Origin of the sequence: Actinobacillus pleuropneumoniae (assembly GCF_003290385.1) — a bacterium.
GTDB classification, from domain to species: Bacteria; Pseudomonadota; Gammaproteobacteria; order Enterobacterales; family Pasteurellaceae; genus Actinobacillus; species Actinobacillus lignieresii.
Map to the genome: position 1 here is coordinate 730,241 of NZ_CP030753.1, position 17,645 is coordinate 747,885.

Here is a 17,645-nt window from a genome sequence, read left to right on the forward strand (position 1 = left end):
TTCATACATTTTGGAATTTTTCTTCATTTGCCGATTTTTTAGTAACCTAATCGATTGCGAGCTGATAAAATATAAATAATATCGGTTATTTTATATAAGGAACATAAGATGAAACGTGCTATTTCTTTTGAGTTTTCTCGGGTAACGGAAGCTGCCGCACTTGCCGCTTACGAGTGGATCGGTCGAGGTGATAAAAATGCCGCCGACGATGCGGCGGTAAAAGCGATGCGCTTAGTTATGAATAAAATGGAAATACGCGGCGAAATCGTAATTGGTGAAGGCGAGATTGATGAAGCGCCGATGCTGTATATCGGTGAAAAAGTAGGTCGTTCTCAGCCTGAAGATAAAGAAGTGGCAATTGCGGTTGATCCGATTGACGGTACTCGTATGACGGCGATGGGGCAAGCCGGGGCGTTATCGGTTTTAGCGGCAGGTAGCAAAGAAACGTTTCTCCAAGCACCGGATATGTATATGGAAAAACTGGTGGTGGATAGCGAAGCAAAAGGTATGATCGACTTGGATCTGCCACTTGAGCAAAATATTCGCCGTGTTGCGTCTAAAAAAGGCAAATTGCTTACACAAATGACGGTGGCAATCTTGGCGAAACCGCGTCACGATGAAATTATTAAAACCGTGCAGAAATTAGGTGTAAAAGTTATGGCGATTCCTGACGGCGACGTTGCCGCCGCAGTACAATGTTGCTTACCGGATAGCGATTTGGATTTAGTTTATGGTATCGGCGGTGCGCCGGAAGGAGTGGTTGCCGCCGCTGCGGTTCGCGCTTTAGGCGGCGATATTCAAGGTCGCCTTATTCCTCGTAATCAAGTCAAGGGTAATTCGCCGGAAAATCTTTCCGCCGCAGAAAAAGAGCTTTCTCGCTGTGCGCAAATGAATGTACCGGTTAATAAAGTATTAAAATTGGAAGACTTGGTACGTGACGATAATGTGTTGTTTACCGCAACGGGTATTACTACCGGCGATTTGTTAAAAGGCGTGCAACGCAAAGGCAGTATGATGTTTACCGAAACGTTATTAATTCGAGGTCGTTCCCGTACGATTCGTAAATTGGCTTCTTATCACGATATTTCTCGTTTATCTGAAGACTAAATCCCAGTAAAAAAGTCGTACCTTTTCCGATACGACTTTTGCATTTTAGGTTCTTTCAAAGATTACGCCGGGTTATCAATATCAATAAATTCCACTTCTAAGCCGTATTCTTTTGCCAGCCATTCGCCGAGTGCTTTTACGCCGTCTCGTTCCGTTGCGTGGTGTCCGCAAGCGAAGTAATAAATACCTTGCTCACGTGCGGAATGGGTAGTCTGTTCCGAAATTTCACCGGAAATAAACGCATCACATCCTTTACTTGCCGCTAAATCGATATAACCTTGTCCGCCCCCGGTACAAATGCCGACTTTTCGGATTAATTTATGCGGATAATCCGCAATAAATTCATGGCACAAAATTGGTTTACGATTAAGCGCTTGTTCGATACGCTTCGCTAATTCTTGTGCGGAAATCGGCGTATCCAGCTCACCATAGACAGGAATGGAATTAGGACGATCTTCCAAGCCTTGTAGATTCGTCACACCTAATTTCGCCGCCAATTGTGCGTTATTGCCTAATTCCGAATGGATATCCAACGGCAGGTGATAACCGAATAAATTAATGTCATTTACGAGTAATTGTTTGATGCGTTTACCTTTCATTCCGCGAATACAAGGCGATTCGCTTTTCCAAAAATAACCGTGATGCACCAAAATCGCATCGGCATTTTTCTCTATCGCTTTTTCAATCAGCGGCAGACTTGCGGTCACGCCGGTAATAATTCGTTGAATATGCGTCTTACCTTCCACTTGCAAGCCGTTCGGTGCGTAGTCTGTAATCGCTTTGCTATTTAATTTTTCATCAATAATTTGTTCAAGTTCGAGATTCGACAGTCCCATTTTTATTCCTTTTTTTAAGAAAAACAAGCGGTTAAAATTTATGAAAAATTTGCAAATTTAACGCTAAATTCAACCGCTTGTCGTGAATGAATTACTCTTGTGCCAATGCGGTAATCGGATTGAGTTTGGAGGCGTTTTTTGCCGGCATATAACCGAATACGACACCGATTAACGTAGAGCAGAATACCGCCAATACTACGGAAGCAGGCGAAAGAATCATTTTGAAATTTGTACCTAAGGTATTGAACGAGAAAATTATCGCCATTGCAAACAGAATCCCGATAATACCGCCTAATAAACAGATTAATATCGCTTCAATTAGGAATTGCTGCAAGATATTGTTTTGTTTTGCTCCGATTGCCATACGTACGCCGATTTCTTTAGTACGCTCCGTTACCGATACCAACATAATATTCATTACACCGATACCGCCGACAATCAAAGAAATCATCGCAATAGACGAAATCAATAATTTCATCGTATTGGTGGTACTGGTAATCGTTTGTTTGATGGTATCGCTGTTCATCACAAAGAAATCTTTTTTACCGTGCTTAGCGGTAAGTAGTTCGTTAATACTTTTTTCCGCCGTTTGGCTTTCGACATTGTCTTTCACTTTTACCGTCAATGAATCGATAAATTTTTCGCCGGAAATACGTTGCATAAGCGTAGTATAAGGCATCCACATTTTTAAACTGGTTTGATTCAAATTATTCGATTCTTGTGCCATACCGATAACGGTAAGCGGTTTTTTATCCACCAAAATGACCTTGCCTTCGACGGGGTCGGTTAAACCGAGATCTTTTTTGGTATTGCCGTCAATCACGACAACTTGTGATGATAATTTAACTTCATCGGCATCAAAAAAACGCCCTGAAATCATTTTCAACCCTTTAACATTGACAAATTGTTCGCCTACACCATTGATTGAGGCGGTTACATTCGTATTGCCGTAAATCACCGTACCGTTTAAATTACTCGAAGGGGTGGTACTATCTACAAATTGTTGCTTGTTCAGCATCATAGCGTCACTAATGGTTAAATTTTTAGTCAAATTCGCTCGACGATCGCCGAAACCGGTACCGTTCATAATCGTCATAGTATTGGTACCCAAGCTATTAATATTGGAAAGGATTTGTTGCTGAGAACCTTGTCCTAACGCTACAACGGAAATTACCGAGGTAATACCGATTACAATGCCCAACATGGTTAATAATGCACGTAATTTATGTGCCGTAATCGCATTAATCGCCATTTTAAACGATTCGATTAATTGGTCAAAAAAACGCGGCTTTTTATATTCACGCTTAGTGAGTTTCAGATCTTCCGAATAAGGTTGCTGGCGTTCGTCTCGAATAATATAGCCGTCTTTAATTTCAATGATTCGACTGGCATTCGCCGCAATATTCGCATCATGGGTCACCATAATAATCGTATGACCTTCTTTATGCAGATCTTTTAAGATCTCAAGTACGGTTTCACCGCTTTTTGAATCCAATGCACCGGTAGGTTCGTCGGCTAAAATAATTTCGCCGCCGTTCATCAAAGCTCGGGCAATACTGACACGTTGCTGCTGACCGCCGGAAAGCTGATTCGGACGATTTCCCGTTTTATCGGCTAAGCCGAGTTTCTCTAATAATTGATTAGCCCTTGCTTTACGTGAAGTATTGTCCATTCCCGCATAAATTGCAGGGAGTGCAACGTTTTCGTTTGCCGTAAGAGCGGGGAGCAGGTTATAACGTTGAAAAATAAAACCGAACTTACGCTGACGTAAATCGGAAAGTTCGTCGGACGTCATATTTAACGTTTCTTTTCCGTCAATTTTACATACGCCGGAACTTGCGGTGTCTAAGCAACCGATAATATTCATTAAGGTGGATTTACCCGAACCGGAAGCACCGATAATCGCAACAAAATCACCTTGTTCAATAGTAAGATTAATGTCTTTTAACACATGTGCGGTATTTTCACCCGAACCGAAATATTTGTTTAGTTTTTCAATTTCAATCAATTTCATTTTATTGCCGATATTCTTGGATGGGGTACTTAAACGAATTTTAGCGTAATAGATTATGTATTTAAATATATAAAGAAAGGTTATAGAGTAGAAACAAGCGGTCATTTTTGCTTAATTTTTTGCAAAATAAACCGCTTGCTAATTTATTCAATCCATAAAGGTAACTTAATTTCAATTCTTAAGCCGCCTAACGGACTTTTCATCGCTTGTACGCTACCTTTATGCTGTTGAACCGCATTCGCCACGATAGCAAGCCCTAGCCCCGTACCGCCGGTTTGACGGTCACGAGCTTCATCGACACGATAGAAAGGACGGAATATTTGTTGATATTCCGTTTCGGGAATGCCTTTGCCATCATCATCAATCGCAATAATTAAATCCGTATTATCAATATAAGTCAGAACCTTAATGCTTTTCTTGGCATATTTTTGTGCATTACGAATAACATTTTCCATGGCACTTGCCAAAATATTTTGGTTACCGTTAATAAAGAAATTTTCAGGATGCGTTATTCGCTGACTAATAAATAAATCAAGATGATTTTGTTCGGCATCGAATTTCGCATCTTCCAACAAATCGTCCCAAATTTTATTGATAGAGAAAATTTCGCGGGTCAAATGCTGATTGACTTGTTGTCGCGAGAGAACTAATAAATCATGAACCATGGTATCCAATTTTTGGATTTGATTTTCGATCCGAGTTAGTTCCGGCGATTCGCCGTTACGGCGACGAATTAATGCGGTTGCCAAATGCAAGCGTGCAAGCGGCGTTTTCAGTTCATGCGAAATATCCGATACTAAACGTTGTTGGTGTAAAGTTAAATCTTGTAATGAAGTGATCATTTGGTTAAAACTTTTTCCCACTTCACGTAACTCGTTAATGCCTTCCGTTTCTAAAGCGGGGTTTATAGCAAAGTTACCGGTAGCCACCGCATTGGCCGACAGACGAAGCGCTTTTACCGGACGAGAGATTTTCCATGACAGCCATAATAGAATAGGAATACTTACCCCTAGCACGATCAATAACATTAGCCACGGCGAATCAAAAATTTGATTGAACAGTTCTTCTTGAGGATCAACGGACTGGGCGAAATATTGGAAATATTCCCTTTTACTGGATTTTACTAAAAACGGGCCGTAAATTTCTAAATTACCAAAGCGACGTTGTAACGGCTCTGCCGGGCTATCCGCTCGGTATAAGAATACTTGGAACGATTTTATCGTATGCGGATCAACACCGACAAAAACACCCGTTTTCCAGTCTAATAGGATAACGCCAAAGCCGTTTGTCGTCGCCACGGAAAGTTTACGCTCAAAAATTTCGTCTAAATTATACTGCATTTCCGTACTATGACTTTCTTGCTGGAAAAAATCTCGTTCATCCGTTTCAATCGGTAAGAATGAACGGGCATCAAAATTAGGGATGGCTAGTGTAATAGCAAGTAAGATAGCGAAAGTTAATCCGAAATAAGCAAAAAGTTGGTAAGCAAGATAATTTCTCACCGATTTAATCTTACTTAAGATATAAGCAATATATTTAGACATGAATTTTTACACTTAATTTAAAAAGAAAATCCCTCGATAAGCGAGGGATTTCAAAGAAAAGGACTTATTTTTCAGTAACGAGTAAATAACCTCGACCGCGTAACGTTTTAAACCAAGGCAAGTTATCGTTTCGTTCCGGTAATTTTTTACGAAGATTAGAAATATGCATATCGATAGCACGATCATAAGGAGTAAGGCGTTTGCCTAAAATTTCTAAACTTAATAATTCACGGGAAAGAATTTGCCCCGGATTGCGCATTAACATTTGGAGTAATGCAAATTCCGTACCGGTCAGATCTAAATCTCGACCTTCAAAAATCGCTTGTTGGCGACCCGGATGCAATTCGACATCGCCGAATGAAAGTTGTTTACTATTTTCTTTCGGAGACTGGTTGGAATAAGTAATGACATCGGGATTTGATAAAATATTGGATGTCGTACGACGTAAAATCGCTTTAATACGAGCAACTAGTTCGCGATCGTTAAAAGGTTTAGGTAAATAATCGTCTGCGCCTAATTCTAAACCGAGGACGCGATCAATTTCATCGTCTCTGGCGCTTAACATCAATACCGGCGTAGAGTGTTTTTGACGTAATTGTTTTAAGGTTTCAATACCGTTTAATACCGGCATCATCACATCTAAAAGGATAAGATCATAACTTTGTAATTCTAATTCCGTAAGTGCATCTTGACCGTTATGCACACAATGAATCTCGAAACCTTCCAGCGAAAGTAATTCGGCTAACAGTTCCGTCAGTTCAATATCGTCATCAACGAGTAAAATTCTAGGCATAAATAATTCCTATTTTTATTTAATTATGTTTATTACTGTAACTAATTGACATAGTTATGATAATTTACAACTTTATCAAGGTTTGTCAATTCATTATAGTGATTTTATTTGATCCCAAATAAAATCAAGTTCGTGCAGAGAGCATTCTTGTACGGATTTCCCTTGCGCTTTCACTGCGTTTTCTACTTTTCTAAAACGGTTTTCGAATTTAACGTTCGCATTCCGTAAACTTGTTTCGGCATCAATTTTATAATGGCGGCAAAGATTAACGGCGGCAAATAGGAAATCTCCCAGTTCTTCTTCCAATTTACTTGCGCTTTGAGGGTATTGCGCCATTTCATCTTTGACCTCTTGCAATTCTTCTTCGACTTTAGCCAATACGGCGTGCGGATTATCCCAATCGAACCCGACTTTAGCGCAACGTTTTTGCAGTTTATTTGCTCGAGTTAATGCCGGTAAAGCGAAAGGCACATCATCTAAAACGGACTCCTGTTGTCGGCGTTTAGTTTCGGCAGCTTTTTGTTCTTCCCAGTTTTTTAAAGCTTCTTCACTGTTTGAAGCGGTTTTATCGCCGAATACATGAGGATGTCTGTAAATTAATTTTTGATGAATGTCATTTAGTACGTCGTCAAAAGTAAAAGTTCCTTCTTCTTTTGTCAATTGACTAAGAAATACGACTTGTAATAATAAGTCGCCTAATTCTTCGCGCAAAGAGGCTCTATCTTTAGCATGAATGGCTTCTGCGACTTCGTAAGTTTCTTCTAATAAGCAGGGGAGCATAGAATCGAAATTTTGTTTTATATCCCACGGACAGCCCGTTTCGGGATCACGTAATTTTGCAACGACTTCAAGAAATTGATTGATAGTAGCCATAAACTTTTCCGGTTAATTTATATAATATTTCGCTTATTTTGGCAGGTTAGTGATGAGATTCAACTAAAAATTCACACTTTCTACAGAAAATTGTTAAAATAATCAAAATGAACAAGTTTTCTAATGTGGAAATATGGCGGCTGAAAAATTAACAAAGAAACGATTAATACAAATTTTAGTGATGTTAGGTATTCTCATCGCTGCATTTATTTATCGTACTTACACATATAGCTGATATTTCGGCTGATCAGAGCAGATTGTATGACTAAAGCATATTCAAAAGGCTGAAATTATGCTTTAATAACAATAATTTTTTGTCAAAAGAATAAGGTTAAAAAATGAGCTGGATTGAAAGAATTTTAGGTAGAACCTCTTCATCGTCAAGCAGTAGCAAATCTAAAGTGCCGGAAGGCGTTTGGACAAAATGTACCAGCTGTGAACAGGTGCTATACAGCGAAGAACTTAAACGTAATATGCACGTTTGCCCGAAATGTAATCACCATATGCGTTTTGATGCACGTACTCGTTTATTATCGTTATTAGACCAAGATAGCGCACAAGAGATTGCGGCGGAATTAGAACCGCAAGACGTCTTAAAATTTAAAGATTTAAAAAAATATAAAGATCGTTTAACCGCAGCGCAAAAACAAACCGGTGAGAAAGACTCTTTTATTACCATGTACGGTACGTTACATAATATGCCGGTAGTTGTCGCATCATTTAACTTTGAATTTATGGGCGGCTCAATGGGCTCGGTTGTCGGTGCGAAATTCGTGCGTGCGGCGGAGCGAGCTTTAGCGGACAATATTCCGTTTATCTGTTTCTCGGCATCCGGCGGTGCTCGTATGCAAGAAGCATTGTTCTCTTTAATGCAAATGGCGAAAACCAGTGCGATCTTAGCGAAAATGCGTGAAAAAGGCATACCGTTTATTTCCGTATTAACCGACCCGACATTAGGTGGCGTTTCGGCAAGTTTAGCGATGTTAGGCGATATTAATATTGCGGAGCCTAAAGCGTTAATCGGTTTTGCCGGCCCGCGTGTTATCGAACAAACCGTACGCGAAAAACTACCGGAAGGTTTCCAACGTGCAGAGTTCTTATTAGAACACGGTGCGATTGATATGATTGTGCAACGTAAAGATATGCGTGATACGCTTGCTCGTTTATGTGCAAAAATGACTAACAAGCCAACGCCTTTTAAAACGGCAGAATTAATTGTTGAAGAAGCCTAATTTTATTTAAGCATAACTTAAGCCACGTAATACGTGGCTTTCTTTTTGAGAACGATATGATGAATACTTTAACTGTTCCGACTATTAATGATAGCCTCGCCATATGGTTGGATTACTTAGAAAAATCACATTTTAAGCCGATTGATATGGGCTTAGAACGCATTAAAGGCGTAGCACAAGAATTAGACTTACTTCAACCGGCGCCTTATGTTATCACCGTTGCCGGTACTAACGGTAAGGGTTCAACTTGTCGTTTATTAGAAGTAGCTTTGCTAAAAGCCGGTTATCGAGTCGGTGTCTATTCATCGCCTCACCTAATTCGTTATAACGAACGGGTAAGAATTCAAGGCGACTTACTCAATGACGAAGCGCACGTGCAATCATTTGTAAAAATCCAACAAAAAAAGACCGCTTCTTTAACTTATTTTGAGTTTAGTACGCTTTCGGCATTACAACTTTTTAAAGATACAAATTTAGATATTGTGATTTTAGAAGTTGGACTTGGCGGACGTTTAGATGCAACCAATATTGTTGATCCGAATTTAGCTGTCATCACATCTATTGATATTGATCACGTTGAGTTTCTTGGTGATAACCGAGAAGATATCGGTCGAGAAAAAGCAGGCATTTTCCGTGAAAATATACCGGTGATTATCGGTGAACCGGATTGTCCGAGGAGCATTTTACAGCAAGCGAAAGCACTTAATTGCCAAGTGGTTAGACGCAATATAAATTGGAAATATTCCGTAGAAAATAACCACTTCCACTGGCAATCGGAATCTATTGATTGGCAAGATTTACCGATGCCGCAAATTCCGATTCCGAATGCCGGTACCGCTTTAGCCGCGTTGGCTCAACTTCCGTTTGAAATTAATGAACAAGTGGTTAGAGCCGCACTGCAAGAAGCGCAAATGACCGCTCGTTTCCAAACGCTAAACGAACAAAATTTTGCAAACTTTTCCGGAAAACGACCGCTTGCCCAAGTGATCATTGATGTCGGACACAATCCGCATGCGGCAAAATATTTAGCAGGGCGACTAACGTCACTGAAACAGCCGAATCAAAAGATTTATGCGGTATTTAGCGCATTAGTTGATAAAGACTTAAGCGGCATCGTAGAGCCATTAGAAAATGTGATTGACGAATGGCATTGTGCCGGTTTAGCCGGATACCGCGGGCAATCGGGTGAAGAGGTTTATCAAAAACTTGCAAAAGTTTTACCAAATTCGACCGCTTGTTATTACCGAACCGTTCCCGAAGCGGCCGAATCATTATTCGCCAAAACGAGCAAAACCGACATTATCCTGATTTTCGGCTCATTCCACACTGTGAGCGATTTTTTGGTTTGGGTTGAACAGTAATTTGTTGTTTTGTTCACCAAACGAAAATAAATTCGCAAAAAGTGCTTGCATTGGTTTTGGAAATCTCTATAATAAGCCACATCAGACGCGGGGTGGAGCAGCTTGGTAGCTCGTCGGGCTCATAACCCGAAGGTCGTTGGTTCAAATCCGGCCCCCGCAACCAGTTTTAAGGCTCACAGTTTTGGTTAAAACTGTGAGTTTTGTTTTATATAGTCTGTACTGATTTTCGATAACGAACATAAACGTACAAAATACGGTATAAAACAAACCGCTTAAAGCCCCACGGTTTTCCGTCTGGGGTTTTTTTGTGGCTGGTACATAATAATCGTATCAAAAGAGCTGGTTAAGGCTCTTTTTTTATATCTGTCATTTAGGAGGCTTCCTTGGCAACTTTAGAACAAAAATTAGAAGAACTCGTTTCCGATACCATTGAATCAATGGGCTGTGAATTAGTCGGTATCGAGTGTCAGCGAGCAGGGCGTTTTTTAACCGTACGCTTATATATTGATAAAGAAGGCGGTGTAACGATTGATGATTGTAGTGATGTAAGCCGTCAAGTGAGTGCGATTCTTGATGTTGAAGATCCGATTGCGGATAAATACAACTTAGAGGTTTCATCACCGGGTTTAGATCGCCCGCTCTTTACCCTTGCTCATTACCAACGTTTTATCGGGCAAGAGATTGTAATTCATTTACGTATTCCAATGTTTGACCGTCGTAAATGGCAAGGCAAATTAGAGAGTGTGGAAGGTGATTTAATTACACTTACTGTAGATAACGAAGCTCGTCAATTTGCATTCGGTAATATTCAAAAAGCAAACTTAGTTCCAGTTTTTAATTTCTAGAAGGTTAATTCAGAAAATGAGTAAAGAAATTTTATTAGCCGCAGAAGCGGTATCTAACGAGAAGTTACTGCCAAAAGAAGCTATCTTTGAAGCGCTTGAAACGGCATTAGCCATTTCGACTAAAAAGAAAAAAGAGATGGATATCGATGTGCGTGTGGTTATCGACCGTAAAACCGGTGATTTTCAAACTTTCCGCCGTTGGATTGTCGTTGAGCAAGTACACAATATGACTCGCGAGATCAGTTTAGACGCGGCGCAATACGAAAATCCTAGCGTGCAATTAGGCGATATCGTTGAAGACGAAGTGGATTCGATTCCGTTCGACCGTATTACGATGCAAACGGCACGCCAAGTGATCAGTACAAAAATTCGTGAAGCGGAACGTAATAAAGTGATTGAACAATTCCGTTCACAATTAAATACCATCATTACTGCAACCGTTAAAAAAGTAAACCGCGAGCAAATTATCTTGGATTTAGGTAATCAAGCGGAAGCGGTAATCGTGCGTGAAGATATGCTTCCGCGTGAAAACTTCCGTCCAGGCGACCGTGTACGCGGCGTATTATATGCGATTAAACCTGAATCAAAAGGCCCGCAACTTTTCGTAACACGTGCAAAACCGGTAATGTTAGAAGAGTTATTTAAACTGGAAGTACCGGAAATCGGTGAAGATGTCATTGAAATTAAAGGCGCATCACGTGATCCGGGTTCTCGTGCGAAAATTGCGGTGAAATCACATGATAAACGTATCGATCCGGTAGGCGCTTGTGTTGGTATGCGCGGTGCACGTGTGCAAGCTATTAGCAATGAATTGGGCGGTGAGCGTGTAGATATCGTACTTTGGGACGATAATCCGGCGCAATTCGTGATTAACGCAATGGCACCGGCGGAAGTAAGCGCGATTGTCGTGGATGAAGATAAACATGCGATGGATATTGCGGTTGAAGGTAAAAATTTAGCCCAAGCAATCGGTCGTAACGGTCAGAACGTACGTTTAGCGACACAATTAACCGGCTGGACGTTAAATGTCATGACTACCGAAGATTTAGATAAGAAACATCAAGCGGAAGATAACAAAGTTATTAGTTTATTTGTTTCCGCGTTAGAAATCGACGATGAATTCGCTCAATTATTAGTGGATGAAGGCTTCTCTAGCTTAGAAGAAATCGCATTCATTCCGGTAAGCGAATTAACCGCAATTGACGGTATCGAAGATGAAAATCTAGCGGAAGAATTACAAACTCGTGCGAAAAACGCAATTACCGCAAAAGCGTTAGCGGAAGAAGAAGCGTTAAAACAAGCGCATATTGAAGATCGTTTATTAAATTTAGAAGGTTTAGATCGCCATATTGCATTTAAACTGGCTGAAAAAGGCATCACAACGCTTGAAGGACTGGCGGAACAAGCAACTGACGACCTTTCGGATATTGAAGAATTATCAGCGGATAAAGCAAGCGAATTAATTATGGCTGCACGTCAAATTTGCTGGTTTAGCTAATCGTTGTGAGGAGATAAAACAATGAGTGATAACGAAATTAAAAACGAAGCACCTAAAAAATTGAGCTTACAACGTCGTACTAAAACTACTGTCGCGGACGGTAAAGTCCAAGTTGAAGTACGTAAGTCACGTAAAATTGATACGGCAGCGGTTAAAAAAGCGCAAGAAGAAGCGGCGTTAAAAGCGAAACAAGAAGCGGAAGCAAAAGCTCAAGCGGAAAAAGCGGCGGCAGAGCAAGCGAAGGCGGAAGCAGAAGCGGCTAAAAAAGCGGAAGGAGCAAAAGTAGAAGCGACCAAAAAATCCGCACCTGCCGTACCGGTAATGCCGAACAGTAAACCGAAAGCAGCCGCACCGAAAGCGGAACAACCTAAACAAGAAAAAGCGCTTGATCCGGAAAAAGAAGCGAAGAAAAAAGAAGAAGCTGAACTTCGTCGTAAACAAGAAGAATTAGCACGCCAAAAAGCGGAAATGGAAGCAAAACGTGCGGCGGAAAATGCCCGTCGTTTAGCGGAAATCGCTCGTGAGGAAGCGGCTGAAAGCGGCGAAGAATTTGAAGATGATCGTTTCACATCTTCTTATGCGCGTGAAGCGGATCGCGATAACGACCGTCGTAGCGAAGCAAACCGCGGACGTGGTAAAGGCGGTGTAAATAAAGCGAAAAAAGGCGATCGTGAAGATAAAAACGAACGTAACGCAGACCGTCGCAACCAAAAAGATGTGAAAGGTAAAGGTAAAAATGCGAAGAAAGGTTCGGCATTACAACAAGCTTTCACTAAACCGGTTCAAGTGAACAAAGCGGATGTCGTTATCGGCGAAACCATCACTGTTGCGGAACTTGCGAATAAAATGGCGGTAAAAGCAACCGAAATCATCAAAACTATGATGAAAATGGGTGAAATGGTTACGATTAACCAAGTTATCGACCAAGAAACCGCTCAACTTGTTGCGGAAGAAATGGGCCATAAAGTAATTTTACGTAACGAGAACGAACTTGAAGATGCGGTAATGGAAGATCGTGACGTGGATGCGGAAAAAGTAACACGTGCGCCGGTTGTTACCATCATGGGTCACGTTGACCACGGTAAAACCTCATTACTTGACTATATCCGTAAAGCGAAAGTCGCTGCCGGCGAAGCGGGCGGTATTACGCAGCATATCGGTGCTTATCACGTTGAAACCGAAGACGGCAAGATGATTACCTTCTTAGATACTCCGGGACATGCGGCGTTTACTTCTATGCGTGCACGTGGTGCGAAAGCAACGGATATCGTAGTTCTTGTTGTGGCGGCGGATGACGGCGTAATGCCTCAAACAATCGAAGCGATTCAGCACGCACGTGCGGCTGGTGCGCCGATTGTAGTTGCGGTAAACAAAATTGATAAACCGGAAGCGAATCCTGATCGTGTAGAACAAGAGTTACTTCAACACGAAGTAGTTTCGGAAAAATTCGGTGGCGATGTGCAGTTTGTGCCGGTTTCAGCGAAAAAAGGTTTAGGTATCGATGACTTGTTGGAAGCGATTTTACTTCAATCGGAAGTATTGGAACTAACGGCGGTTAAAGAAGGTATGGCAAGCGGTGTGGTAATCGAATCTTACCTGGATAAAGGTCGCGGTCCGGTAGCAACCATTCTTGTTCAATCCGGTACGTTAAACAAAGGAGATATCGTACTTTGCGGTTTCGAATACGGTCGTGTGCGTGCGATGCGTGACGAAAACGGTAAAGAAGTAGATTCTGCAGGTCCGTCAATTCCGGTTGAAGTTTTAGGTCTTTCCGGCGTACCGGCTGCCGGTGACGAAGCAACGGTTGTACGTGACGAGAAAAAAGCACGTGAAGTAGCGTTATTCCGTCAAGGTAAATTCCGTGAAGTGAAACTTGCTCGTCAGCAAAAAGCGAAACTTGAAAATATGTTTAGCAATATGACGGCAGGTGACGTTGCAGAATTAAACGTAATTGTAAAAGCGGACGTACAAGGTTCGGTAGAAGCAATCTGTCAATCATTAGCGGAACTTTCAACCGACGAAGTAAAAGTGAAAGTAGTGGGTTCCGGTGTCGGCGGTATTACTGAAACGGATGCAACATTAGCGGCAGCTTCAAATGCGATTATGGTCGGTTTCAACGTACGTGCGGACGCATCTGCTCGTCGTGTTATCGAAGCGGAAAACATCGACTTACGTTATTACTCAATCATCTACGAATTGCTCAACGAAATCAAAGCGGCGATGAGCGGTATGTTACAGCCTGAGTTCAAACAAGAAATAATCGGCTTGGCTGAAGTACGTGACGTATTCCGTCATCCGAAATTCGGTGCAATCGCAGGTTGTATGGTAACCGAAGGTGTGGTTAAACGTAACAACCCAATCCGCGTATTACGTGATAACGTAGTCATCTTTGAAGGCGAGTTAGAATCTCTCCGTCGCTTTAAAGATGACGTTTCGGAAGTACGTAACGGTATGGAATGCGGTATCGGCGTGAAAAACTATAACGATGTGAAAGTCGGCGACCAAATCGAGGTATTCGAAGTAGTTGAAGTGAAACGTAGTATCTAATCTCGTTTCATTACTCACAAGCGGTCAGATTTCTGCATAAATTTGCAAAAATTTAGTGGAAACTGACCGCTTGTTTTTGGCTTAACATCGCTAAAAAAGACAAATTAGGGTATAATCCCAACAAAATTTTGAGGCGCTTTTGGAGTGCCTCGTTTGCATTTTGGAGAAAACATGAGCAGAGAATTTAAACGCAGTGATCGTGTAGCGCAAGAGTTACAAAAAGAGATCGCTGTCATTTTGCAACGAGAAGTAAAAGACCCTCGTATCGGGATGGTAACGGTATCGGATGTGGAAGTAAGCCGTGATTTGGCGTATGCGAAAATCTTCGTAACATTCTTATTCGATAATGATCAAAGCGTAATTGAACAAGGGATGAAAGGTTTAGAAAAAGCAAGCCCGTATATTCGTTCGTTAGTCGGTAAGGCTATGCGTTTACGTATCGTACCGGAGCTTCGTTTTATTTACGATCAATCCTTAGTCGAAGGTATGCGTATGTCTAACCTTGTCTCGAACGTGATTAAAAACGACGAAGCTAAACATAAAGAGGAAGAATAGGTGTCCAGACCTCGTAAAAAAGGGCGTGATGTTCACGGCGTATTTTTATTAGATAAACCGCAAGGAATGTCGTCAAACGATATTTTGCAAAAGGTTAAACGCCTGTTTCAAGCGAATAAAGCGGGGCATACCGGCGCATTAGATCCGCTTGCGACCGGAATGCTTCCGATTTGTTTAGGCGAAGCGACCAAGTTTTCACAATTTTTGCTTGATTCGGACAAACGTTATCAAGTTACTGCAAAATTAGGCGAACGCACCGATACGTCCGATGCGGAAGGTCAAGTGGTGGAAATCCGTGCGGTGAACATAGGTGAAGCGGAAATTATTACGGCATTGGAGCAATTTCGCGGCGATATTTTACAAGTGCCGACTATGTTTTCCGCATTAAAACATAACGGTAAACCCCTTTATGAATATGCTCGCCAAGGCATTACGGTAGAAAGAGAAGCTCGCCCGATTACGATTTTCGAATTGCGTTTTATCGAATATGCCGCACCTTATCTTACGTTAGAGGTACATTGCTCGAAAGGCACTTATATTCGTACTTTAGTCGATGATTTAGGCGAAGTATTGGGCTGTGGTGCGCACGTGACGGTTTTACGTCGCTTAGCGGTGGCAAATTATCCGATTGAAGCGATGATGAGCTATGCGGATTTGCAAAATTTAAGTGAAAATCAACCGCTTGAAGAATTAGATAAATATCTTTTACCTTTAGATACCGCAGTAGAAAGCCTACCAAAACTAAACTTAACCGCAGAGCAGACTAAAGCGGTCGGTTTCGGTCAAAGAGTGAAATTTGAAAATAACGATCAAATTTACGGACAAGTTCGTTTATTTTCGCATAATATGCAATTCCTCGGTGTCGCGGAAATTACGACCGATAATGTCATTCGCCCAAGCAGAATGGTAAATATTTAATTTACAAGCGGTCGGTTTTAAAGATCGCTTTACTATATAAATGCTATGAAATTACGATTTTTAACGATTCCGGTAATGTTTAGCTTATTCCTTGCCGGATGTTCAAATAAAAATAGTACGTATCCGGAGCTTCCGATGGACGCTCAATACACTAAAGCGCGTACGCTCAATAATTTTAATGATTACGTACATTTTCTTAAGCAAAAGGCTGCCGGTGCCGGTGTGTCGGATAACGTATTAAATACCCAAAAATTTATTCGATATAACGCCAGATCCATTCAGTTGGATCAAGCTCAGGCAGCTCGTAAGCGTGATCCGAATACGACTCCGCCACCGCCGAATCCAAACGGTGTCACTAACTATTTAAGTAAGGTACTCACTCAAAATAAAGTGAATTTGGCCGCTGAATATTGGTATGAATTTAATACGCAATTAACTCATGCCAGTAACAAATATAATGTTCAGAAAGAATATATTTTAGCGTTGTGGGGGATGGAGAGCAGTTTTGGTCGTTACCAAGGCGATTTTGACGTATTGTCCGTGTTAGCTACACTTGCTTTTGACGGACGCCGTGAAAAATTATTTACCCAAGAATTCGTCAATGCGATGAAAATGTTAGATGACGGCACGATTAATCGTTATGAAATGCTAGGTTCTTGGGCGGGGGCAATGGGGCAAACTCAGTTTATGCCGACCGCCTATTTGAATTACGCGGCGGACGGCAACGGTGACGGCAAAAAAGATATTTGGAATACGGAAGCCGATGCTTTTGCCTCTATCGCTTCTTATCTTTCAACGGTAGGTTGGGATGATGAAGTGCCTTGGGGCGTAGAGGTAAAACTTACCAGCCCGATTGATCTGTCTTTCTCCGGCATTGAAGCAAACAAAGCCAAAACCCTCGGAGAATGGCAGTCTTGGGGTGTTTACCTCGCTTATCCGACCGCTCGAGAAACCGCAAAATTAAGTGCGTTAAACGGTAATAAATTATGGTTGATTCGACCGGATAAAGAAGCCGGACGAGCTTTCCTCGTATCAAATAATTTCCGTACCTTAATGGACTGGAACAAATCGAATAATTTCGGCATCAGCATCGGTAAGTTTGCGGATCGCATTTTAGAAAGCGTGGGGCGGTAATCGTTCTACAAGATTAAAAGATACGTAAATAAGCGGTAATTTTTACCGAATAAATTGCAATTTATACCAGAATCGGTAAGCTATTCATACCAAACATAAGTTTGGGATTTTCAGATAAGGAAAATGGTATGTATTTTGAAATTTATAAAGATGCAAAAGGCGAATTTCGCTGGCGTTTAAAATCCGGCAACCATCAAACAATCGCAACCGGTGGTGAAGGATATGCGACAAAACAAAACTGCCAAAAAGGCATTGAAGCGGTAAAAAAAGTTACTGTTGAAACTGAAGTTAAAGATTTAACAAAAGAAGCATAATGAGAAAAGTCCTGTGATATCGCAGGGCTTTTTTTGTGGCAAAAAGATTGAGAAACATCACCGCTTATCAGCAT

The 17,645-nt window shown here is 41.3% G+C and carries 15 protein-coding genes and 1 tRNA gene; 11 read left to right on the plus strand and 5 right to left on the minus strand.

Annotated elements, in window-relative coordinates:
• Window positions 1-108: 108 nt before the first annotated feature.
• Window positions 109-1,107 (plus strand): class II fructose-bisphosphatase, encoded by a 999-nt coding sequence (gene glpX / locus DRF63_RS03380; protein WP_005596895.1) that lies wholly within the window; start codon window positions 109-111, stop codon window positions 1,105-1,107.
• 62 nt (window positions 1,108-1,169) lie between these two features.
• Here the strand turns inward: glpX and DRF63_RS03385 are convergent, their stop codons facing one another.
• The 5 genes from DRF63_RS03385 to mazG all read right to left on the minus strand — a co-directional run bounded on the left by DRF63_RS03385 (window position 1,170) and on the right by mazG (window position 7,167).
• Window positions 1,170-1,943, minus strand: a complete 774-nt coding sequence (locus tag DRF63_RS03385) for a Nif3-like dinuclear metal center hexameric protein (protein WP_005596897.1) — start codon at window positions 1,941-1,943, stop codon at window positions 1,170-1,172.
• Window positions 1,944-2,034: 91 nt separating this feature from the next.
• A complete protein-coding gene (locus DRF63_RS03390; RefSeq protein ID WP_005596899.1) occupies window positions 2,035-3,957 on the minus strand; it encodes a MacB family efflux pump subunit in 1,923 nt (640 codons plus the stop codon).
• A gap of 143 nt (window positions 3,958-4,100) precedes the next feature.
• Window positions 4,101-5,501, minus strand: a complete 1,401-nt coding sequence (cpxA, locus tag DRF63_RS03395) for an envelope stress sensor histidine kinase CpxA (RefSeq protein ID WP_005596904.1) — start codon at window positions 5,499-5,501, stop codon at window positions 4,101-4,103.
• 64 nt (window positions 5,502-5,565) lie between these two features.
• Complete coding sequence (locus tag DRF63_RS03400; protein WP_005596906.1) at window positions 5,566-6,294, minus strand: response regulator; 729 nt, start codon at window positions 6,292-6,294, stop codon at window positions 5,566-5,568.
• Window positions 6,295-6,387: 93 nt separating this feature from the next.
• Window positions 6,388-7,167: a nucleoside triphosphate pyrophosphohydrolase gene (gene mazG / locus DRF63_RS03405; RefSeq protein ID WP_005596908.1), complete on the minus strand. Its 780-nt coding sequence runs from the start codon at window positions 7,165-7,167 to the stop codon at window positions 6,388-6,390.
• A gap of 338 nt (window positions 7,168-7,505) precedes the next feature.
• Between mazG and accD the strand changes: the two genes are divergently transcribed.
• The 10 genes from accD to DRF63_RS03455 all read left to right on the plus strand — a co-directional run bounded on the left by accD (window position 7,506) and on the right by DRF63_RS03455 (window position 17,571).
• Window positions 7,506-8,399 carry an acetyl-CoA carboxylase, carboxyltransferase subunit beta gene (gene accD / locus DRF63_RS03410; RefSeq protein ID WP_005596910.1) on the plus strand — a complete coding sequence of 298 codons (894 nt, stop codon included), beginning with the start codon at window positions 7,506-7,508 and terminating at the stop codon, window positions 8,397-8,399.
• A 56-nt stretch (window positions 8,400-8,455) separates the two neighbouring features.
• Window positions 8,456-9,760: a bifunctional tetrahydrofolate synthase/dihydrofolate synthase gene (gene folC / locus DRF63_RS03415; RefSeq protein WP_005596912.1), complete on the plus strand. Its 1,305-nt coding sequence runs from the start codon at window positions 8,456-8,458 to the stop codon at window positions 9,758-9,760.
• A gap of 86 nt (window positions 9,761-9,846) precedes the next feature.
• Window positions 9,847-9,923, plus strand: a tRNA-Met gene (locus DRF63_RS03420).
• 220 nt (window positions 9,924-10,143) lie between these two features.
• Window positions 10,144-10,605, plus strand: coding sequence for a ribosome maturation factor RimP (rimP, locus tag DRF63_RS03425; protein ID WP_005596913.1), 462 nt, complete (start codon window positions 10,144-10,146; stop codon window positions 10,603-10,605).
• 16 nt (window positions 10,606-10,621) lie between these two features.
• On the plus strand, window positions 10,622-12,103 hold the full coding sequence (gene nusA / locus DRF63_RS03430; RefSeq protein WP_005596916.1) for a transcription termination factor NusA: 1,482 nt from the start codon (window positions 10,622-10,624) through the stop codon (window positions 12,101-12,103).
• Between the two features lie 21 nt (window positions 12,104-12,124).
• Window positions 12,125-14,650 carry a translation initiation factor IF-2 gene (gene infB, locus DRF63_RS03435; protein ID WP_005596918.1) on the plus strand — a complete coding sequence of 842 codons (2,526 nt, stop codon included), beginning with the start codon at window positions 12,125-12,127 and terminating at the stop codon, window positions 14,648-14,650.
• A 171-nt stretch (window positions 14,651-14,821) separates the two neighbouring features.
• A complete protein-coding gene (rbfA, locus tag DRF63_RS03440; RefSeq protein ID WP_005596920.1) occupies window positions 14,822-15,205 on the plus strand; it encodes a 30S ribosome-binding factor RbfA in 384 nt (127 codons plus the stop codon).
• Window positions 15,206-16,123: a tRNA pseudouridine(55) synthase TruB gene (gene truB / locus DRF63_RS03445; RefSeq protein WP_005596922.1), complete on the plus strand. Its 918-nt coding sequence runs from the start codon at window positions 15,206-15,208 to the stop codon at window positions 16,121-16,123.
• Window positions 16,124-16,168: 45 nt separating this feature from the next.
• A complete protein-coding gene (locus DRF63_RS03450) occupies window positions 16,169-17,257 on the plus strand; it encodes a lytic murein transglycosylase (RefSeq protein ID WP_005596924.1) in 1,089 nt (362 codons plus the stop codon).
• Window positions 17,258-17,385: 128 nt separating this feature from the next.
• A complete protein-coding gene (locus DRF63_RS03455) occupies window positions 17,386-17,571 on the plus strand; it encodes a YegP family protein (RefSeq protein WP_005596927.1) in 186 nt (61 codons plus the stop codon).
• Window positions 17,572-17,645 lie beyond the last annotated feature (74 nt).